The sequence below is a fragment of the Halomonas beimenensis genome (assembly GCF_002549795.1).
Taxonomy (GTDB): Bacteria; Pseudomonadota; Gammaproteobacteria; order Pseudomonadales; family Halomonadaceae; genus Halomonas; species Halomonas beimenensis.
Genome location: NZ_CP021435.1, coordinates 1,705,506 through 1,725,845 on the forward strand (window position 1 = coordinate 1,705,506; position 20,340 = coordinate 1,725,845).

19 protein-coding genes are annotated in these 20,340 nt (G+C 68.6%); 14 read left to right on the top strand and 5 right to left on the bottom strand.

Features of this window, described 5'->3' with window-relative positions; all coding sequences use genetic code 11:
• Window positions 1–359 precede the first annotated feature (359 nt).
• Window positions 360–1,373, top strand: coding sequence for a beta-N-acetylhexosaminidase (gene nagZ / locus BEI_RS08110; RefSeq protein ID WP_097789041.1), 1,014 nt, complete (start codon window positions 360–362; stop codon window positions 1,371–1,373).
• Between the two features lie 36 nt (window positions 1,374–1,409).
• Complete coding sequence (locus BEI_RS08115) at window positions 1,410–1,985, top strand: hypoxanthine-guanine phosphoribosyltransferase (RefSeq protein WP_097789042.1); 576 nt, start codon at window positions 1,410–1,412, stop codon at window positions 1,983–1,985.
• A gap of 231 nt (window positions 1,986–2,216) precedes the next feature.
• On the opposite strand, the gene BEI_RS08120 is transcribed toward BEI_RS08115, so the two are convergent.
• A complete protein-coding gene (locus BEI_RS08120; protein ID WP_097789043.1) occupies window positions 2,217–3,908 on the bottom strand; it encodes an AMP-binding protein in 1,692 nt (563 codons plus the stop codon).
• A 67-nt stretch (window positions 3,909–3,975) separates the two neighbouring features.
• Window positions 3,976–4,419, bottom strand: coding sequence for a MerR family transcriptional regulator (locus BEI_RS08125; protein WP_097789044.1), 444 nt, complete (start codon window positions 4,417–4,419; stop codon window positions 3,976–3,978).
• A 239-nt stretch (window positions 4,420–4,658) separates the two neighbouring features.
• Between BEI_RS08125 and BEI_RS08130 the strand changes: the two genes are divergently transcribed.
• From BEI_RS08130 to mmsB, 3 genes are all read left to right on the top strand, one after another.
• Entirely contained in the window at window positions 4,659–5,825 is a 1,167-nt protein-coding gene (locus tag BEI_RS08130; RefSeq protein WP_097789045.1) for an acyl-CoA dehydrogenase family protein, read from the top strand.
• Between the two features lie 22 nt (window positions 5,826–5,847).
• The gene (locus BEI_RS08135; RefSeq protein WP_097789046.1) at window positions 5,848–7,002 is read left to right on the top strand and encodes an enoyl-CoA hydratase/isomerase family protein; all 1,155 of its coding nucleotides are present in this window, start codon (window positions 5,848–5,850) and stop codon (window positions 7,000–7,002) included.
• A 229-nt stretch (window positions 7,003–7,231) separates the two neighbouring features.
• Window positions 7,232–8,128, top strand: a complete 897-nt coding sequence (gene mmsB, locus BEI_RS08140; protein ID WP_097789047.1) for a 3-hydroxyisobutyrate dehydrogenase — start codon at window positions 7,232–7,234, stop codon at window positions 8,126–8,128.
• 317 nt (window positions 8,129–8,445) lie between these two features.
• On the opposite strand, the gene BEI_RS08150 is transcribed toward mmsB, so the two are convergent.
• Entirely contained in the window at window positions 8,446–9,030 is a 585-nt protein-coding gene (locus tag BEI_RS08150; protein ID WP_097789049.1) for a cupin domain-containing protein, read from the bottom strand.
• A gap of 194 nt (window positions 9,031–9,224) precedes the next feature.
• On the opposite strand from BEI_RS08150, the gene mobA reads away from it, so the two are divergent.
• The 6 genes from mobA to moaA are packed head-to-tail and all read left to right on the top strand — an operon-like array spanning window position 9,225 to window position 13,928.
• Entirely contained in the window at window positions 9,225–9,818 is a 594-nt protein-coding gene (gene mobA / locus BEI_RS08155; RefSeq protein ID WP_097789050.1) for a molybdenum cofactor guanylyltransferase MobA, read from the top strand.
• Window positions 9,815–10,402: a molybdopterin-guanine dinucleotide biosynthesis protein B gene (mobB, locus tag BEI_RS08160; RefSeq protein WP_097789051.1), complete on the top strand. Its 588-nt coding sequence runs from the start codon at window positions 9,815–9,817 to the stop codon at window positions 10,400–10,402. The genes mobA and mobB overlap by 4 nt, the downstream gene beginning before the upstream one ends.
• Window positions 10,399–11,652, top strand: coding sequence for a molybdopterin molybdotransferase MoeA (gene moeA, locus BEI_RS08165; RefSeq protein ID WP_097789052.1), 1,254 nt, complete (start codon window positions 10,399–10,401; stop codon window positions 11,650–11,652). The genes mobB and moeA overlap by 4 nt, the downstream gene beginning before the upstream one ends.
• 13 nt (window positions 11,653–11,665) lie before the next feature.
• A complete protein-coding gene (moaC, locus tag BEI_RS08170; RefSeq protein WP_097789053.1) occupies window positions 11,666–12,475 on the top strand; it encodes a cyclic pyranopterin monophosphate synthase MoaC in 810 nt (269 codons plus the stop codon).
• A 2-nt stretch (window positions 12,476–12,477) separates the two neighbouring features.
• Entirely contained in the window at window positions 12,478–12,939 is a 462-nt protein-coding gene (gene moaE, locus BEI_RS08175; protein WP_097789054.1) for a molybdopterin synthase catalytic subunit MoaE, read from the top strand.
• The gene (gene moaA / locus BEI_RS08180; RefSeq protein ID WP_097789055.1) at window positions 12,936–13,928 is read left to right on the top strand and encodes a GTP 3',8-cyclase MoaA; all 993 of its coding nucleotides are present in this window, start codon (window positions 12,936–12,938) and stop codon (window positions 13,926–13,928) included. The genes moaE and moaA overlap by 4 nt, the downstream gene beginning before the upstream one ends.
• 299 nt (window positions 13,929–14,227) lie before the next feature.
• On the opposite strand, the gene BEI_RS08185 is transcribed toward moaA, so the two are convergent.
• Complete coding sequence (locus tag BEI_RS08185; RefSeq protein ID WP_097789056.1) at window positions 14,228–15,850, bottom strand: BCCT family transporter; 1,623 nt, start codon at window positions 15,848–15,850, stop codon at window positions 14,228–14,230.
• Window positions 15,851–16,312: 462 nt separating this feature from the next.
• Here BEI_RS08185 and BEI_RS08190 point away from each other — a divergent pair, with 462 nt between their 5' ends.
• Window positions 16,313–16,606, top strand: a complete 294-nt coding sequence (locus BEI_RS08190; protein WP_097789057.1) for an H-NS family histone-like protein — start codon at window positions 16,313–16,315, stop codon at window positions 16,604–16,606.
• A gap of 236 nt (window positions 16,607–16,842) precedes the next feature.
• On the opposite strand, the gene BEI_RS08195 is transcribed toward BEI_RS08190, so the two are convergent.
• A complete protein-coding gene (locus tag BEI_RS08195) occupies window positions 16,843–18,423 on the bottom strand; it encodes a ribonuclease J (protein WP_097791037.1) in 1,581 nt (526 codons plus the stop codon).
• Window positions 18,424–18,727: 304 nt separating this feature from the next.
• Here BEI_RS08195 and purU point away from each other — a divergent pair, with 304 nt between their 5' ends.
• The gene (purU, locus tag BEI_RS08200) at window positions 18,728–19,582 is read left to right on the top strand and encodes a formyltetrahydrofolate deformylase (protein ID WP_097789058.1); all 855 of its coding nucleotides are present in this window, start codon (window positions 18,728–18,730) and stop codon (window positions 19,580–19,582) included.
• Window positions 19,583–19,618: 36 nt separating this feature from the next.
• Window positions 19,619–20,290, top strand: a complete 672-nt coding sequence (locus tag BEI_RS08205; protein WP_097789059.1) for an energy-coupling factor ABC transporter permease — start codon at window positions 19,619–19,621, stop codon at window positions 20,288–20,290.
• Window positions 20,291–20,340 lie beyond the last annotated feature (50 nt).

Genomic DNA, 20,340 nt, shown 5'->3' on the forward strand with positions numbered 1-20,340 from the left:
TTCCCGAGGGAAACACGGGCAACGGTTGTTTCGCATTGGAGCCGATATCAATGGCCGCCGGGACGGGTGCAGGAGGCATCTCCGCTGCTCGATGGCGGTGAGCGCAGGCTCTCTCCTGTCGCCAAGGGCGCCCGTCGGCGCCGATCGCTCAGTGGCGTAGGTCGGGTACGCCAGCTCGCGAGCGCACCCGACAGCCCAGGCCGGCCGCGTCCTCGCCACGTCGAATGCGCCTTCGGCTTGATCCGGCCGACTGACACGCGGTTCTCGATTCGGATTGCCCCGGGCGGAGTCGTCCCGGACTGTCACATGCTTCGGCATTCGGCTAGAATCGCCCCCCTTCAACCGTCAGGAAGGCGACCATGACCCAGACGCTTGGACCGGTGATGCTGGATCTCGAGGGCCCCCGGCTGCGTGACGAGGAGCGTGAGCTGCTCAGGCAGCCGGCCGTCGGCGGCGTGATCCTGTTCGGCCGCAACGTCGAGGACGCCGGCCAGGTCCGCGAGCTGTGCCGGGCGATCCGTCGGGAGCGCCCCGAGTTGCTGCTGGCCATCGACCAGGAAGGCGGGCGCGTGCAGCGCCTGCGCCAGGGCGTCACCCGCCTGCCGCCCATGGGGCGCATCGGCCGTGACTATCCCGTCACCCCCGAGGTGACCCGGCGCCTGTGCCAGGATGCCGGCTGGCTGCTCGGCATGGAGATGGCGGCCTGTGGCCTGGACCTCAGCTTCGCCCCGGTACTGGATGTGGACGACGGCCGGTCCACGGTGATCGGGGATCGCAGCTTCGCGGCGGATCCCGGCACCGTGACGACCCTGGGGGGCGCCTTCGTCGACGGCCTCCACGAGGCCGGCATGGCCGCGGTGGGCAAGCACTTCCCCGGGCACGGCGGCGTGGCCGCGGATTCCCATCATGAACTGCCGGTGGACGAGCGGCCCCTGGACGCGCTGCGCGCCCGGGATCTGGCCCCCTTCGCGGCGCTGGCCCCCCGGCTCGAGGGCGTGATGCCGGCCCATGTGGTCTATCCCGCCTTCGATCATCGACCGGCCGGCTTCTCCCCGGCCTGGCTCGGCATGCTGCGCGAGACCCTGGGGTTCAAGGGCACCATCTTCTCGGACGACCTGAGCATGGCCGGGACGAACGCCGCCGGCTCGCCCGCGGAACGCGCCCGCCTGGCCCTGTCCGCGGGGTGCGACATCCTGCTGGTGTGCAATGACCGGGCCGCGGCGCTCGAGGTCGTCGAGGCCTGCGACGGCCGGGTCGCCAAGCGCCCGGCCAGGCTTCGCTACGCCCGCGCCCGCCCCGACCTCGACGCCCTCGACGCCCTGCCGCGCTGGCGCCGCGTCCACGACCGCCTCGAGGCCATGGCCGCCGATTGACGCCCTTTCGTATTCCGAACCACGACGAGTCACCCGATGCCCAAACTCGATGCCGACCTCCCGTCCCTGGAGGACATGCGTGAGGTCATGGATTCCGCCGATTGCCTGATCAGCCACGATGAGGTGGAACGCGCCCTGGACCGCATGGCCGACGAGATCGCCCGGGACCTGGGCGACAAGCTGCCGGTCTTCTACTGCGTGATGAACGGTGGCCTGATCACCACCGGCCACCTGCTGACCCGGCTCGGCTTCCCCCTGGAAGTGGACTATCTCCATGCCACCCGCTATCGCGGCGGCACCCGCGGCGGCGAGCTGTTCTGGCGGGTCTCTCCCGAGATCCCCATGGCCGGCCGCCATGTGGTGATCGTCGACGACATCCTCGACGAGGGCGCCACCCTGGCCGCCATCCTCGACTACTGCCGCGAGGCGGGCGCGGCCAGCGTCTCCACCGCCGTGCTGGTCGACAAGCGTCACGACCGCAAGGCCGTGCCCGACCTCAAGGCCGACTACTGCAGCCTCGAGGTCGTGGACCGCTACGTCTTCGGCTTCGGCATGGACTACAAGGGCTACTGGCGCAACGCCCCGGGCATCTTCGCGCCGAAAGGGCTGTGACCCGGGCTTCGCCCGGGAGCTTCAAGCTACAAGCGCCGAGCTACAAGCTACAAGGAAACCCCTCGCCCTTCGGGCAGCCACAAGCTACAAGGAGCAAGCTACAAGGAAACCCCTTGTAGCCTCCCTCGGGGGTTATCACACTGCCTTGCAGCTTGCAGCTTGCAGCTTGCAGCTTGCAGCTTGCAGCTTGCAGCTTGCAGCTTGCAGCTTGCAGCTTGCAGCTTGCAGCTTTCAGTCCAGTCCGAGCTCGTGCGTCGCCTCTTCCCGCATCTTGAACTTCTGGATCTTGCCGGTGACGGTCATCGGGAACTCGTCGACGAACTTCACGTAGCGCGGGATCTTGTAGTGGGCGATCTTGCCCTGGCAGAACTCCTTCAGGCCTTCCTCGTCGAGCCGCTCGCCCTCGCTGAGCTTGACCCAGGCCATGATCTCCTCGCCGTACTTCTCGTCGGGCACGCCGATCACCTGGACGTCGGAGATGGCCGGGTGGGTATAGAGGAAGTCCTCGATCTCCCGCGGATAGATGTTCTCGCCGCCGCGGATGATCATGTCCTTGATCCGCCCGACGATGGCCACGTAGCCGTCCTCGTCCATGGTGGCCAGGTCGCCGGTGTGCATCCAGCCGGCCTCGTCGATGGACTTGGCGGTGGCCTCCGGGTTGTTCCAGTAGCCGAGCATCACGCTGTAGCCCCGGGTGCAGAGCTCGCCGGTCTCGCCCCGCGGCACCACCGCCCCGGTCTCCGGGCTCACCAGCTTGACCTCCAGGTGAGGGTGGATGGTGCCCACCGTGGTCACCCGCTTCTCCAGCGGCGCATCCGTCTGGGTCTGGAAGCTCACCGGGCTGGTCTCGGTCATGCCGTAGCAGATGGTGACGTCTTCCATGTGCATCTGGTCGATGACCTTGCGCATCACCTCGATGGGGCAGATGGAGCCGGCCATGATACCGGTGCGCAGGCTGCTCAGGTCGAACTGGTCGAAGTCGGGATGCTCGAGCTCGGCGATGAACATGGTGGGCACGCCGTAGAGGGTGGTGGCGCGCTCCTCGGCCACGGCCTCCAGCGTGCTCCGGGGATCGAAGCCGTCGCCCGGGTAGATCATGGCGGCCCCGTGGGTCATGCAGCCCAGGTTGCCCATCACCATGCCGAAGCAGTGGTAGAGCGGCACCGGGATGACCATGCGGTCGACCTCGCTGAGGTTCAGGGTCCGGGCGACGAAGAAGCCGTTGTTGAGGATGTTGTGGTGCGAGAGGGTTGCGCCCTTGGGGGCCCCTGTGGTGCCGGAGGTGTACTGGATGTTGATCGGTTCGTCGAACTGAAGCGTGGCCTGGAGCCTTGCCAGCTCCTCGGCGGAGACCCGGTCGGCATGGGCGAGCAGGCCGTCCCAGCTATGCATGCCGGGCAGGGCGCGCTCGGCGTCCAGGCAGACGACCCGCCTGAGCTCCGGCAGGCCCTGGCTCTTGAAGCTCTCCGGGGTGGCGTCACGCAGTTCCGGGGCCAGCTCGGCCAGGGTGGCCACGTAGTCCGAGCTCTTGAAGGCGCCCTGCAGGATCAGGGTCGAGGTGCCCGACTGCTTGAGCGCATACTCCAGCTCGTGGGTGCGGTAGCTGGGGTTGATGTTGACCAGGATCGCGCCGAGCTTGGCGGTGGCGAACTGGGTGATGGTCCATTCGGCGCAGTTGGGTGACCAGATGCCCACCCGGTCGCCCTTGGCGACGCCCAGGGCCATCAGGGCCCGGGCGGCCTGATCCACGGCCTCCTGCAGGGCCTTCCAGCTATAGCGCAGCCCCTGGTGGCGGCTGATCAGGGCGTCCCGGTCGGGGAAGCGCTCGACGGTCTCGTCGAAGCAGTCGCCGATGGTCTGGCCCTTCAAGGGGGTGTCGCTGATGCCGCTGACATAGCTGATCTGACGGGTTTGGCGTGACATGGTGGCTCTCGTCTTGTTGTGGCGTGAAAGCGTCGGGCACCGGAAACATCACGCGGCGACCACCCGGCTAGGCATCATCTCCCAGCTGGCGCAGGACTTCCCGCGCCCGCTGATCCACGTCGTCGATCTCCAGCTTCATCAGGCGGATATCCTCGAGCTGGCGCTCCAGATTGGCGCGCTTGTCGGCCAGGATCTCGAGCAGGCGCTTGAGCTGACGAGCGTTGCCATCGGGCATGGCGTCGTACATCTCCACCACCTCGCGGATCTCGGCCAGCGAGAATCCCAGTCGCTTGCCGCGCAGGGTCAGCTTCAGGCGCACCCGGTCCTTCTCGCGGTAGATGCGCTTCTGTCCCTGGCGGGTCGGGGCCAGCAGGCCTTCCTGCTCGTAGAAACGAATGGTGCGAGGCGTCACCTCGAACATTCGCGCCAACTCGCCGATGCTGTAGGTACGGTGCTGCTTGGGCAGCGCATCGGGGTTGGCCTCCTGGGCCTGGGATGAGGGTCGACTCATGACGTTGTTTCCTGTAGCCGGGTGGTCCACCGGCGGTTTCCCACCTCGTCCAAGAACCCTAGACGAGGTTTACGTTAACGTAAAGTGCTTGTTCGACCATGGGGTGATATGGGATAAACCAAGCAAGTGCTAGGTTGGTGCCCAGACAGCCGACGCGTCTCGCCCGGCGAGCGGCGTCGGCAGGGCGGGCGCTAGCCGATATCCCGATCCCCATAGCCGTTCTTCGAAGAGAGGTTTCCATGGATTTTGCGCTGACAGACGATCAGAAGGCGCTGGCCGACGCCGCCGCCGACTTCGCCCGGGCCGAGCTGGCCGACCATGCCGCCGACTGGGATGCGCGCAGCCATTTCCCGGTGGACGTCATCCGCCGTGCCGGCGAGGCGGGTTTCCTCGGCATCTACACCCCCGAGGAGCACGGGGGGCTGGGGCTGTCCCGACTGGACGCCTCGCTGATCTTCGAGCAGCTCTCCCAGGGCTGTATCGCCACCACGGCCTACCTGACCATCCACAACATGGTGACCTGGATGGTCGCCAACTGGGGCGACGACGCCCTGCGCGAGCGCTACGTCCCGGCCATGATAGCGGGTGACGCCCTGGGCTCCTACTGCCTGACCGAGCCCGGCGCCGGCTCCGACGCCGCCAGCCTCAAGACCCGCGCGGTGCGCGAGGGCGACGAGTACGTGATCAGCGGCTCCAAGATGTTCATCTCCGGCGCCGGCGCCACCGACGTGCTGGTGGTCATGGCCCGCACCGGCGCGCCGGACAGCGGCGCCGGCGGCGTCTCCGCCATCCTGGTCCCGGCGGATGCCGCCGGCGTCGAGGTGGGCAAGAAGGAGGAGAAGATGGGCTGGAAGAGCCAGCCCACCTGCCTGATCAGCTTCGACGGCGTGCGGGTGCCGGTGACCAATCGCCTGGGCGAGGAAGGCGAGGGCTTCAAGTTCGCCATGAAGGGACTCGACGGCGGCCGCCTGAACATCGCCAGCTGCTCCCTGGGGGCCGCCCAGCAGGCGCTGACCCTGGCCCGTGACTACATGGCCGAGCGCAAGCAGTTCGGTCGCGAGCTGTCGAGCTTCCAGGCCCTGCAGTTCAAGCTCGCCGACATGGCCAGCGAGCTGACCGCCGCCCGCCTGATGGTCCGGCATGCCGCCTGGCGCCTCGACCAGGGCGACCCCGAGGCCACCGCCCACTGCGCCATGGCCAAGCGCGTCGCCACCGACATGGGCTTCAACGTGTGCAACGAGGCCCTGCAACTGCACGGCGGCTATGGTTATATCCGCGAATACCCCCTGGAGCGCCTGGTCCGCGACACCCGCGTCCACCAGATCCTCGAGGGGACCAACGAGATCATGCGGCTGATCGTCGCTCGCCGGCTGCTGGCCGACGGCGTCATCGAATCGCTTCAGTGACCGGACACCAGGAGAGACAGTGATGTCGGACCTTGCGGTATGCTTCGACGAATTGCCGACCCGCGGCGGCGGCCGGGTCGGCGTGGCGCGACTCAACGCGCCGAAATCCCTCAATGCCCTGTCGCTGGAGATGATCCAGCGCCTCTCGGCCAAGCTCGAGGCCTGGGCGGTGGATCGCAGCGTGGTCGCCGTCTGGCTGGAGGGCAGCGGGGACAAGGCGTTCTGTGCCGGCGGCGACGTGGTGGCGCTGTATCGCTCCCTCATGGAGGAGGGCGACGTGCGGGGCCCGGACCGGGGCGGCCTGTTCGCCGAGACCTACTTCACCGCCGAGTATCGCCTGGATCACCGGATCCACACCTATCCCAAGCCGCTGATGGTGTGGGGCGACGGCATCGTCATGGGCGGCGGCCTGGGCCTGCTGGCCGGCGGCTTCCAGCGCCTGGCCACCGAGACCACCCGGATCGCCATGCCCGAGATCACCATCGGCCTCTATCCGGACATCGGCGCCAGCTGGTTCCTCAACCGCATGCCCCCGGGCATCGGCGCCTACCTGGGGCTCACCGGCGCCCAGCTCAACGCCCGGGACGCCCTGGACCTGGGGCTGGCGGATCGCTTCATCCCCCGCGACCGGCGTGACGACCTGCTCGGCGCCCTGGCCGAGGCCGACTACGGCGATCACGACCCCGCGGACTGCCGGCTGGCCGTGGAAGGCGTGCTGGATCGCTTCGAGGCCCGCGACCAGGCCCCCGAGGGCCAGGTCTGGCCGCTGCGCGATCATCTCCAGTCGCTGGTGGGCGAGACCGGGGCCGCGGACGCCACCGCGCGAATCCTCGCCGACGCCAGCGACGACCCCTGGCTCGAGGCCAACCGCGGGCGACTCGCCTCCGGCTGCCCGATGACCGCGCACCTGGTGTGGCGGATGCTCGAGCGCCATCGCCACAGCTCCCTGGCCGATGCCTTCCGCGACGAGCTGGGGCTCTCCGTCCAGTGCTGCCGCCAGGGCGACTTCGCCGAAGGCGTGCGCGCCCTGCTGATCGACAAGGACAAGCAGCCGAAGTGGTCCCACGCCGACGTGGCCAGCGTCCCCGAAGAGGACATCCAGGCCCTGTTCGCCTCGCCCTGGAGCAAGGAAGAGCACCCCTTGCGGGACCTGGGCGTGGGCCACCGGGTCGGCTAGGAAACACTGATTGATTGCTGCGCTCGATATCCTGGCCGCCGGCGGTACTCGCAATCCTCATTGAGCAGCCAGTCAACTCCGGTTGCTCCGTTCCGGCGGCGGCCAGCCTCTCTTCGCTCGCGACATCAATCAGCGCTCCCTAAGGTCATGACATGATCCCGGTGCCCCCGGAATTGTCACACCGAGTAGAAGCAGTAGAACAATTGACAAGACACCAAGGAGCAACGCCATGAAGATCGCATTCATCGGACTCGGCAACATGGGCGCGCCCATGGCCGCCAACCTCCTCCAGGCGGGCCATGACGTCTGCGTCTTCGACCTGGTCGAGGCCGCCATGGCGGACCTGGAAGGGCAGGGCGCCCGGCGCGGCGAGAGCGCCGAGGCGGCCTGCCGAGACGCCGAGACGGTCATCTCCATGCTGCCGGCCGGCGCCCACGTGCGCAGCCTCTACCTGGGCCGCGACGGCGAGGGCGGCCTGCTCGACGCCCTGGATCACAAGCCGCTGATCATCGACGCCTCGACCATCTCCCCGGACGATGCCCGGGCGGAGGGGGAGGCCGCCGCCGAGCGCGGCCTGACCTACCTGGACGCCCCGGTGTCCGGCGGGGTCGGCGGGGCCAAGGCCGGCACCCTGACCTTCATCGTCGGCGGCGAGGCGGTCGGTTTCGACCAGGCGAAACCGGTGCTCGAGGGCATGGGCAAGAACATCTTCCACGCCGGCGAGATCGGTGCCGGCCAGGTGGCCAAGATCTGCAACAACATGCTGCTCGGCATCCTGATGAGCGGCACCGCCGAGGCGCTCGCCCTGGGGGTCAAGAACGGCCTGGACCCGGCGGTGCTCTCCGAGATCATGAAGCAGAGCAGCGGCGGCAACTGGGCGCTCAACGTCTACAACCCCTGGCCGGGGGTGATGGAGGGCTCGGCGGCCTCGCGGGACTACCAGGGCGGCTTCCTCACCGACCTCATGGCCAAGGACCTCGGCCTCGCCTGGGAACTGGCCCTCAAGGCCAAGGCTACCGTGCCCATGGGCTCCCAGGCCCGCAACCTCTTCGCCCTGCACAGCGCCCAAGGCAGCGGCCAGCTGGACTTCTCCAGCATCCAGACGCTCTATCGGGCGGGGGAGTGATCCAGCGCCGAGCGCCGAGCCGCCAAGTAGCAAGTGACAAGTAGAAAGTGACAAGAAGGCCTCGCTAGCGATCTCCAGCGGGGCCTTCTTTTGAAAGGTGGGGCCAGCTTGGGTTTCCTTGCTACTTTTTACTTTCTACTTGAGCCTTCGCTTGGCCGCTTGGCCGCTTGGCCGCTTGGCCGCTTGGCCGCTTGGCCGCTTGGCCGCTTGGCCGCTTGGCCGCTTGGCCGCTTGGCCGCTTGGCCGCTTGGCCGCTTGGCCGCTTGGCCGCTTGGCCGCTTGGCCGCTTGGCCGCTTGGCCACTTTGCGCTTGCAGCTCACCCGTGATGCAACTCCTCCCCGCCATCCGAGAAGGTCGGCGGGGTGTTGGCGCTGACGATCACGCATTCCTCGTCGCCGGTGTTGCGGAAGCGGTGGGGCAGGCGGGAGTCGAAGTAGTAGGCGTCGCCCGCCGAGAGTTCCTCCACCTCGCCGTTGACGGTGATCTCGATCCGCCCGGAGATCACCACCCCGCCTTCCTCGCCGTCGTGCTCCAGCATGTCCTCGCCGCTGTCCGAGCCGGGCGGGTAGCGCTCGTGGAGGATCGACATCCGCCGGTCCGGCCGCCGAGCCGCCACCAGCCGCCAGGAAAGCTGGCCGTCGCCGATCTCGGTGAGCTCGGAGGCCTTGTAGAAGGGGCTCGGGTGGTTGGGCTCGTCGCCGGCGAAGAAGGCGCTGATCGAGACCGGCAGGGCATCGAGGATCTTCTTCAGCGAACTCACCGAGGGGCTGACGCTGTTCTGTTCGATCAACGAGATGCTGCTGTTGGTCACCTTGGCCCGCTTGGCCAGCTCCCGCTGGGAGAGCCCCCTTTCCAGGCGCAGCTGCCTCAGCCGGGCGCCCACATCGAAACCTGCGTCCATCATCGATCCTGCAGCGGCCGGGGCCGCGGTACGTGGAGAATTCTTGACGGATGATACCGTCTCTCGTCGGCTACGATAAGTCGTGGCTTGACCCGGGTCAGCGTCAGGACGGAACCTGACCCCATGGTCATGGCACACGGACCGTGGCTGAGGCATGATGAGCCCAAGCCTGACCATTTTACTGGAGCATTATCGTGATCGACCGCGACGCGCTCACCGGCCTGGTCCTGGCCGGCGGCCAGGGACGACGCATGGGGGGCCGCGACAAGGGCCTGGAGGCCTTCGCCGGCCGTCCCCTGGCGTGCCATGCCCTGGCGCCGCTGCAAGGGCGAGTGGCCGAGGTGCTGATCAACGCCAACCGCCACCTCGACGCCTACGCCCCGCTGGCCGACCGGGTGGTTCCCGATGCCGAGGCCGGCTACCAGGGGCCGCTGATGGGGATCTACAGCGGCCTGCGCGCCGCGACCACCGACTGGGTGGTGGTGGTGCCCTGCGACAGCCCGGCGCTCCCGGACGACCTGGTCGCCCGCCTGATCGCCGGGCGCGGTGAGGCCGAGATCGCCGTCGCCCACGACGGCGAGCGGCTGCATCCGGTGGTGGCCCTGGTCCGTCGCGACCTGGTCGACGACCTGGGTCGTGCGCTCGCCGAGGGCGAGCGCAAGATCGATCGCTGGTATGCCCGGCACGACTGGCGGGCCGTGGACATGTCCGACTGCCCCGCGGCCTTCGCCAACCTCAACACCGACGACGACAAGCGCCGCCTGGAAGAGGAGGTGTCACGGCCATGAGCGACGCGCCCCTGTCCGAGCTGCCCCTTCGCGACGAGCTGCCGCTGCTCGGCATCGCCGCCTGGAGCGGCACCGGCAAGACCACCCTGCTGGAGCGGCTGCTGCCGGGGCTGCGCGCCCGAGGGCTGCGGGTGGCGGTGATCAAGCATGCCCATCACGCCTTCGACGTGGACCAGCCCGGCAAGGACAGCCATCGCCTGCGCCAGGCCGGCGCCGAGCCCATGGTGGTGGCCTCCCGGGCACGCATCGCCCTGATGCTGGAGACCCCGGAGCGGGAGGAGGCCGATCTCGCCGAACTGGTCGAGATGGTCGCCCCGAGAGCGCCGGACCTGGTGCTGGTGGAAGGCTTCAAGGCCTGGCCCCTGCCGAAGCTGGAGCTCTACCGCGACGACGTGGGCAAGCCGCTGCGCGCCGCCGAGGACCCCTGGGTGAAGGCGGTGGCCAGCGACACCCTGCTGCCGCTCCCGGCCGGGGTCGCGGCCCTGGACCTCAACGACCTGGAACGCCTGGCCGACTGGGTGGCCGAGTGGCCCGCCCGATGGCCCGAGGAGCGCCACCCCCGCCGGGAGGGGCTGCCGGCATGACGCTGTCCTGCTTCGACCTTGGCGAACGCATGCTCACCCCGGCCGAGGCCAACGAGGCCCTCGGCGGCCTGGCGCCGGCGCCCCTGCCGGCCGAGTGGCTCCCCCTGGCGGCCCTGCACGGGCGGGTGCTGGCCGAGGACATCGTCTCGTCCATCGACGTGCCCCAGAACACCAACGCCGCCATGGACGGCATCGCCCTGGCCTGGCCGGGGGAGGGCGAGGCGCCGGCGCGCTGGCGCCGGGTCGGCGAGGTGCTCGCCGGCCGTCGCCATGCCACCCCGCTGCGGGACGGGGAGTGCGTGGCCATCACCACCGGCGCTCCCCTGCCGGCGGGGGCCGATACCGTCGTCATGCGCGAGCAGCTGGCCTGGCACGGCGACGAGGTCGTCGTCGAGCACCCCGATCGGGTGCGCCGGGGCCAGCACGTCCGGCGGGCCGGCGAGGACATCGCTCGCGGCCAACGGGCACTGGCCGCCGGGACCCGCCTGGCGGCCGCCGAACTCGGCCTGCTGGCCTCCCTGGGCCACGCCGAGGCCGCGGTGATGCGCCGGCCCCGGGTGGCGGTGTTCTCCACCGGCGACGAGGTCACCGCCCCGGGGGAGCCGCTGCCGGAGGCGGGCATCTTCGATGCCAACCGCTTCACCCTGGCCGGGCTGCTCGCCGAGCACGGCGCCGACTGCCTGGACCTCGGCATCCTGCCCGACGATCGCGGGGCGATGATCCGGGCCCTGGAGCACGCCGCCCGCCGGGCCGACCTGGTGCTGACCAGCGGTGGCGTCTCGGTGGGCCAGGCGGACTACACCCGACAGGCCCTGGAAGCCGTGGGCCGGATGGCCTTCTGGCGCATCGCCATCCGCCCCGGGCGGCCGCTCGCCTGCGGGCAGCTCGGCGAGCGGGAGGTGCCCTTCCTCGGCCTGCCCGGCAATCCCGTGGCGGCGATGGTCACCTTCCTGCAGTTCGTGGCGCCGCTGCTGCGCCGGCTGGAGGGGCGACCGGACGTCGCGCCGCGGCGCCTGACCGCCCTGGCCGAAACGGCGCTGAGAAGCCGCACCGGGCGCACCGACTTCCTGCGTGGCGTCACCCGCCACGATGCCCAGGGGCGACTCTGGGTGCGCGACACCGGCGCCCAGGGATCCGGTATCCTGTCTTCCATGGTGGCCGCCGACTGCCTGATCGAACTCGACGAGACCCGCGCCTCGGTCGAACCCGGCGAGCCGGTGACCATTCAACCCCTTTCCCGACTGTCATGAGGCACCCCTTTCCATGAGCCTGACCCATCTCAACGCCCGCGGCGAAGCCCACATGGTCGATGTCGGCGACAAGCCGGAGAGTCGACGCGAGGCCTCGGCCTCCGGGGTGATCCGCATGCGGCCCGCCACTCTGGCGCTGCTGGCCGACGGTCAGCTGCCCAAGGGCGATGTCCTGGCCACGGCCCGCATCGCCGGCATCCAGGCCGCCAAGCGCACCCATGAGCTGATCCCGCTGTGCCATGCCCTGGCCCTGTCCAAGGTCAGCGTGGACTTCGAGCTCGACGAGGCCGAGTCCTGCGTGCGGGTCAGCGCCAGCTGCCGGCTGACCGGGCGCACCGGCGTGGAGATGGAGGCGCTCACCGCGGTCTCGGTGGCCTGCCTGACGCTCTACGACATGTGCAAGGCCGTGGACAAGGACATGGAGATCGGCGCGATCCACCTGGACGCCAAGACCGGCGGCAAGTCCGGCGACTATCGCCGCGACGCCCCCGCCGAGCCGGCTCCCATCGTCACCGGCGAGGGCGAGGCGGGCGAGGTGTCGCTGGGAGCAAGGTGCGCCCTGGGCGAGCCCTGTATCCTGGTCAAGTGCCTGGCCGAGCTGCGCGAGCGCCTGGGGGTCGGGGAGGTCGCCGTCTCCGTCGACCACCTGGAGACCGCCGACGTGGCCGGCCTCAAGGCGGCGCTCAAGGCCATGGACCCGCGCTTCGCGGCCCTCGAGGAAGGTCGGGTGCTGTGTGCCGTCAACCAGGTCATGGCGGGCAATGCCACCCCCCTGACCGCCGAGGATGAAGTCGCCTTCTTCCCCCCGGTGACCGGAGGCTGAGCATGACACGGGTACGCGTACAGCAAGCGGTCTTCGAGGCCGGCGCCGAGCAGGCGGCGCTGACCGCGGGGCGCACCGACATCGGGGCCGTGGTGAGCTTCACCGGCCTGGTGCGAGACTTCAACGAGCGCCCCGAGGTGCAGGCCCTGAGCCTGGAGCACTATCCGGGGATGACCGAGGCGGCGCTGGAGGAGATCGTCACCGAGGCCGAGGCCCGCTGGCCCCTGCAGGGCGTGCGGGTGATCCATCGGGTCGGCCGGCTGGCGCCGGGCGATCCCATCGTGCTGGTGGTGGTGGCTCGCGCCCACCGGCGAGCCGCCTTCGAGGCCTGCGACTTCATCATGGACTACCTCAAGACCCGCGCCCCCTTCTGGAAGAAGGAACACACCGCCAGTGGCGAGTACTGGGTGGCCGAGCGGGAGACCGATCACCAGGACGCACGGCGTTGGGAGACGACCTCATGACCGACGAGCTCATCGACGACTTCGGCAGGCGAGTGCGCTACGTGCGCATCTCGGTCACGGACCGCTGCGACTTCCGCTGCGTGTATTGCATGAGCGAGGAGATGACCTTCCTGCCGCGGGCCCAGGTGCTGACCCTCGAGGAACTGGCCATGGTGGCGCGGGCCTTCACCGAGATGGGGGTGGAGAAGATCCGCCTCACCGGCGGCGAACCCCTGGTGCGTCGCGACATCGATCGCCTGGTGGGGGACATCGGCGCCTTGCCGGGCCTGAAGGATTTCGCCATGACCACCAACGGGGCGAGCCTTGGCAAGTTCGCGCCGCGGCTGCGCGAGGCGGGCCTGCAGCGCCTCAACATCAGCCTGGATTCCCTGGATCCGGAGCGCTTCCGGCGCCTGACCCGCACCGGGGACCTGTCCCGGGTCATCGACGGCATCCGGGCCGCCCGGGAGGCCGGCTTCGAGCGCATCAAGCTCAATGCCGTGATCCTCAAGGGCCGCAACGACGACGAGGTGGTGGATCTGGTCGACTTCGCCCGCGCCGAGGGCGTCGACATCAGCTTCATCGAGGAGATGCCCCTGGGGGACGTGTCCGATCACTCCCGGGACGAGACCTACTGCTCCAGCGACGAGGTGCAGGCGCTGATCGAGGCCCGGCATGCCCTGATTCCCACCACCGAATCCACCCTGGGCCCGTCGCGCTATTTCCGCATGGCCGACAGCGAGACCCGGGTGGGCTTCATCTCGCCCCACAGCCACAACTTCTGCGACAGCTGCAACCGGGTGCGGGTGACCGTGGAAGGGCGGCTATTGCTGTGTCTCGGAAACGAACACTCGGTGGACCTGCGCGCCGTGCTGCGCCGCCACCCCGGCGATATCGACGCCCTCAAGGACGCCATCGTCAAGGCCATGCCGCTCAAGCCGGAACGCCATCATTTCACCACCGACGGCGACGTGCAGGTGGTGCGCTTCATGAACATGACCGGCGGCTGAGCCAAACCAGTCTCGAGTAGAAAGTAACAAGTAGAAAGGCGCCCTTAGGGCAGCTACAAGCTACAAGGAGCAAGCTACAAGGAAACCCCTTGTAGCGTGCCTCGGGGGTTATCACACTGCCTTGCAGCTTGCAGCTTGCAGCTTGCAGCTTGCAGCTTGCAGCTTGCAGCTTGCAGCTTGCAGCTTGCAGCTTGCAGCTTGCAGCTTGCAGCTTGCAGCTTGCAGCTTGGCGCTTGTAGCTGCCCGGAGGGCCCTTTCCACTTTCCACTTTCCACTTTCCACTTTCTACTTTCTACTTTCTACTTTCTACTTTCCACTCGCCCCTTGCCGCTGGCCCTTGCCGCTCGCCGCTCGCGCTCGAGCAGGTCGGCCTCGATGGGATCGGCGCCCACGGGCACCTCGCCGTGGCGCCGGTAGAGCAGGCTGAGCAGCGAGCGGTGGTCCTCCCGCAGGACTCGGAGCAGGGCGACCGCCATGGCGAACAGCACGAAGGCGAAGGGCAGCGAGGCCAGCACCGAGGCCGACTGCAGTCCCGACAGCCCGCCCAGGGCCATCAGCATCAGGCAGATCGCGGCGATCAGCCCGCCCCAGATCGCCCGCTTGTAGAAGGGGGGATTGATCGAGCCGTCGTCGGTCATCTGGGCGACGATGTAGGAGGCCGAGTCCGCCGAGGTCACCAGGAAGACCAGGATCAACAGCATGGCCACAACCGAGAGCAATCCGCTGAACGGCAGCAGGTCGATCATCTGGAAGAGCGCCACGTTGAGGTTGGCCTCCGTGGCCGAAGCCAGCCCCGTATCGGCGCTGCGTTCGAGGTGCAGCGCCGCCCCGCCGAACACCCCGACCCACAGGCAGGCCAGCAGCGCCGGCACCAGCAGCACCCCCAGCACGAACTCGCGGATGGTGCGCCCCCGCGAGACCCGTGCCACGAAGGTCCCGACGAAGGGCGACCAGGCGATGGCCCAGGCCCAGTAGAACAGCGTCCAGTCCCGCGCCCAGGCGCCGTCCGAGTAGGGCGTGGCCCGCAGGCTCATGCCGATGAAGTGCTGCAGGTAGTCGCCGAAGCCCAGGGTGACCGTCTCGAGAATCCGCAGCGTCGGTCCGGCGAACAGCACATAGACCAGCATGACCAGGCAGAGCAGCATGTTGAAGTTGGACAGGCGGCGGATCCCCTTGTCCAGCCCGGCCCAGGTCGAGGTCATGTAGGCCACGAACATGACCGCCAGGATGACGCCCTGCCACAGCACGCTCTCCGGCAGGCCGAAGACGGCATGCAGGCCGCCGTTGACCTGCAGGACGCCGAGCCCCAGGGAGGTCGCCACCCCCATCACCGTCGCCACCACCGCGAAGACGTCTAGCCAGGGAGCCCAGAAGCGCCCGCGGGGCGTGGCGGGCGCCACCGTGGACAGTACCGAGGACACCAGGCCGGCCCGTCCCTTGCGGAACTGGAAATAGGCGATGACCAGGCCCACCAGGGCGAAGACCGACCACTGGTGGACGCCCCAGTTGAAGAAGCTGTACTGGATGGCCCGACGGGCCGCCTCGGCAGTGCCCGGGACGGCCTCGCCATAGGGCGGCGCCAGGTAGTGGCGCATGGGCTCCGCCACGCCGTAGAACACCAGGCCCACCCCGAGACCGGCGGCCAGCAGCATGCTGATCCAGGAGAAGGCGTCGTAGTCCGGGCGGCCGTCCTGGGGCCCCAGCCGAACCTTCCCATAGCGGCTGAAGGCCAGTGCCGCCAGCAGGACGATGAAGCCGAACAGGCTGGCCATGTAGAACCAGCCGAACAGTCGGGTCACGGCGGCGAGTCCCGCCTCGGCCAGCTCCGCGACCCGCTCGGGGAAGAGGGCGCCGGCCATCACGATCAGCACGTTCACCACGACGGAAACGACGAAGACACGGTGCTGAAGATAGCGGGACATGCAACCTCCCGGGGTGATGGATGAGGGTGGGGCGCGGTACGACGCCTGCGGGATTCTTCGCACGACCCCGGTCCCCCTTGCCATCCTCATTTGGTCGTGACCCGGAGACGCATCCGCCCGGATCCTCCTGGCCATGATGGCCCGCTCGTGGCCGTTCCCGCGCAAGCTTTCCGCATGCCCGAGGCGATGGCCCAATGAGGGGCAAGGGGCGCCGAGGTCGCCCTCCTTTCGCGGCTCATTGCTGTGCCCAAAGGGCCATCATCCTGCCCCTCCCGGCCACCCGAATGACCGTCAACCCGCTAGTATCGTCCCCGGCTTATGTGAAGGTGGAGCCAGCCGATTGCCGGGCACTCCAGCGGGAATATCGCCCCGGCATTTCTTGCCAAATCCTCGCAGGCGCTTATACTTTTCCCTATGTCGGTCGCGTGCGACCGTGCGTCAATTCCTGTCATGGAGGGGGCAATGTCCGACCACACCCTGGAGCGTATCGCTCGCAACAAGAACGTGGCCCGCGCGGCGGCCCGTCAACTCAGCATGGAGCAACTCCACAAGCTGGCCGAGGTGATCGGCGAAGTCATCGAGCAGAAGAACGATGAGGAGCGCAAGCGCCAGGAAGAGGAAGCCCTCAAGGCCCGCAAGCTCGCCGAGATTCGCGAGCAGATCAACGAGGCCGGCCTGTCGATCGACGACCTGGTACCCGAGCAACCCAAGCGCAAGCGCGGTCGCCCGCCGAAGAAGAAGGCCGCCGAGGAGTAGGGCGACGAGTAGCGCCAAGCGCCGAGCAACAAGCGCCCTTCGGGCAGCTACAAGTTACAAGGCGCAAGCGACAAGGAACCCCGGAGGCATCGACCTTCGGGGTTAATTTTTCCGGCCACCTCACGCGGCCTTCGGGGGTTGCGTTTGCTTGGGGAGAATCCAAGCTACATGACTTGCAGCTTGCAGCTTGCAGCTTGCAGCTTGCAGCTTGCAGCTTGCAGCTTGCAGCTTGGCTGCTACCCCGACAACTCCGCTTCGGCGGCGAGGATCTGCAGGTGGATGTCCGGCATGCGCCGCAGGTGATCGCCGAACCAGGCCAGCAGGCGGGGCCGCAGGGCCAGCGGCAGGTCGGCCAGGGAATCCACCTGGATCTCCTCCAGGCAGTCGTCCAGCCAGTCGGCGAAGGCGTCCTCGTCCAGGGGGCTCGCGTGGCTGGCGTCCAGCAGCAGGCGGCCGACGCGGGTCCAGCCCCGGTCGGTGGCGGCCACCGTCAAGGCCAGGTGCAGCTCCCCGTGGCGCGCGGTGGAGTCCCCGCCGAGCCCGGGCAAGCGGGCGACCTCGTCCTGGTGGATGATCCGGGGCGCCTGGGGGTGCCGGGCCTCGCGATGGAGGCCCTCGCCGTCCAGGCGGATCAGGTCGCCGTTGCGCGGGATCAGCGGGGCCTCGATGCCCAGTTCCCGGGCGAGGGCCTGGTGGGCGTGCTGGTGGCGCAGCTCGCCATGGACGGGCAACAGGTGGCGCGGCCTTGCCCAGCCGTAGAGGGTGGTGAGCTCCTGCTGGGCCGGGTGGCCCGAGGCATGCAGCTCGGGATGGTTGGTCTCGTCCATCAGCGTCACGCCTCGCAGGCCGAGGGCGTGCTTCAGGCGCTCGATCAGCCGCTCGTTGCCGGGGATCGCCCGGGACGAGAAGATCGCGGTGTCGCCGGCCTCCAGCGAGAAGTGCGGGTGTCGGTCCCGAGCCAGCCGTGACAGCGCGGCTCGGGGCTCGCCCTGGCTGCCGGTGGCGATCACCAGCACCTCCTCCCGGGGCAGGTAGCCGAGGTCGCGGACCGGCACCAGGGGCGGCAGGTCGTCCAGGTAGCCGAGCCCGCGGGCCACCCCGACCATGCGCTCCATGGCGCGGCCCATCAGGCTGATCCGTCGTCCGCAGCGGGCGGCGGCTCGTCCGATGGCCAGCACCCGGGCCAGGTTGCTGGCGAAGCAGCTCACCACCACCCGCCCCTCGCAGCCGGCGATGGCGGTCTCCAGGGCTCGGGCCACCTCGCCCTCGCTGCGCGAGTGGCCGGGAAGGGGCGCATTGGTCGAGTCCCCCACCACCAGGTCGACCGGGGCCAGGGCGCGAAACGTCTCGTCGCGCACGGGCGGGCCGATCAGCGGCTCGGGGTCCAGCTTCCAGTCCCCGGTGTGCAGCACCCGGTGATCGCCGGCGGCGACGAGCAGGGCGCAGCTTTCCGGGATGGAGTGGGTCAGCGGCAGGTAGCGCAGGGTGAAGGCGCCGATCTCCAGCGCCTCGCCGGGTTCGATGACCCGGATGGCGTCCTGGGACAGGCCGCGTTCGGCGAACTTGGCCCGCAGCAGGCCGGCGGCCAGGGGCGTGGCGTGGATCGGGCAGCCCCACTGGGGCCACAGCCAGGCCGCCGCGCCGATGTGATCCTCGTGGCCGTGGGTGATGATCAGCGCCTCGGGGGCGATGCCGAGCGTCCCCAGGGCGGAGAGATCCGGCACCTGCAGCGGGCTGTCCGGCAGGTCCTGGCGAATCATCATGCCGCAATCCACCGCGATCCAGCGCTCCTCGTGGCCATAGAGGCTGAGGTTCATGCCGATCTCGCCGCAGCCGCCCAGCGGCAGGAAATGCAGGGGCGGGCGGCGGCGGGGGCGGATCTGGACGCGGGGTCTGGGCATCGAAGGGCCGGTAACGGGAAGATGTGGATTTCACTATACGGGAGCGACCCCGCCTCCAACAACGGCCCACATTCCGGGTCAGACTCTTCATTAAACTTAGGTGGCTGACCCCTAAATTTACTGAAGGGTCTGACCCCGAGGGGCGCCGAAGCGCGACCCCGAGCGGTCGAGTCCGTTACAATGCGGCCTCGTTCGACAGCTGACATGCAACGGTCCTTCGATGTCTCACTACTATCGTCTCGTGGTTTCCTGTCCCGACCGCCTGGGAATCGTCTCTCGTGTTTCGAGCTTCATCGCCGGGCAGGGAGGCTCGATCACCGAGGCGAGCCAGCATTCCGACCTGGAGTCCGGGCGCTTCTTCATGCGTTACGTGATCCTGGCGGATTCCATCGGCATGTCCGCCGAGACGCTGCGCGATACCTTCTCGCCCATCGCCGAGGAATTCGAGATGGACTGGGCCTTGACCGACACCCGGCAACGGCGGCGGGTGGTGCTGATGGTCTCGAGGGAAAGCCACTGCCTGGTGGACCTGCTGTATCGCTGGACCGCCGGGGAACTCGACTGCGATATCGCCGCGGTAATCTCCAATCACGAGGACATGCGGGCCCTGGTGGAATGGCACGGGATTCCCTATCACCATGTGCCGGTGAGCCCCGATGACAAGTCCGCCGCCTTCGGCGAAGTGCAGCGGCTGGTGGACGAGGCCCGGGCCGATTGCGTGGTGCTCGCCCGCTACATGCAGATCCTGCCGCCCAGCCTCTGCGAGCGCTATGCCGGGCGGGTCATCAACATCCATCACAGCTTCCTGCCATCCTTCGCCGGGGCCAAGCCCTATCACCAGGCCTACCAGCGCGGGGTCAAGCTGATCGGCGCGACCTGCCACTACGTCACCGAGGAGCTCGACGCCGGGCCCATCATCGAGCAGGACATCCATCGGGTCAGCCACTGCCATACCCCCAACGACCTGGTCCGCTTCGGCCGCGATGTCGAGAAGGCCGTGCTGGCCCGGGGGCTGCGCTGGCACCTGGAGGACCGGGTGCTGGTGCATGGCAACAAGACGGTAGTGTTCGCCTAGCCCGGCAACGACGCGCACCGAGGCAGGAGAGTTTCGATGTCTTTCTCCGAACTGGTACTGGCCCCCTGGCTGCTCTGGCTGGGGGGGGCCGTGTCGGTCGGCTTCCTGGGACTGGCGCTGAGCCGCCGGCCCTGGGCGGCGTTGCTCGCCGACCATGGCCTCCAGCATCGCTGGCTGGCGGCCACGGTGATGGTGATGCTGCTGTGGCAGCTGCGTGCCCAGGCGGTGGACTGGCTGACCCTGCACCTGATGTTCACCGCGCTGCTGACGCTGCTCTTCAAGGCCCCCCTGGCGCTGCTGTCGGTGGCGCTGGTGAACCTGGCGATGATCCTGCTGGGGCGGGTCGAGTGGCCCCTGTTCGGGGTGAACCTGCTGGTGACCGGGGTGGTGCCGGTGCTGGTGATCAGCCTGGTGTGGCGCCTGGTGGACCGTCGCCTGCCCGACAACCTGATGGTCTTCCTTTTCGTGTGCGGCTTCTTCGGCTCGGCGCTTTCCGCCCTGGGCAGCGGCCTGGCCGCCGTCGGCCTGATGGCCCTGGGGGGCACGGATCCCCAGGCCATGTATCAGGCCATGGAATACGCCCGCTTCCTGCCCCTGCTGATGCCCTCCGAGGCCTTCATCACCGGCATGCTGATGAGCATCCTGATGGTCTATCACCCGGACTGGGTGGCGACCTTCAACGACCATCGCTATATCGACACCAAGTGAGCGGCTGGCTTTCGGGACGGTACCCGAATGTTGCCGGCGCGTAACTTTAG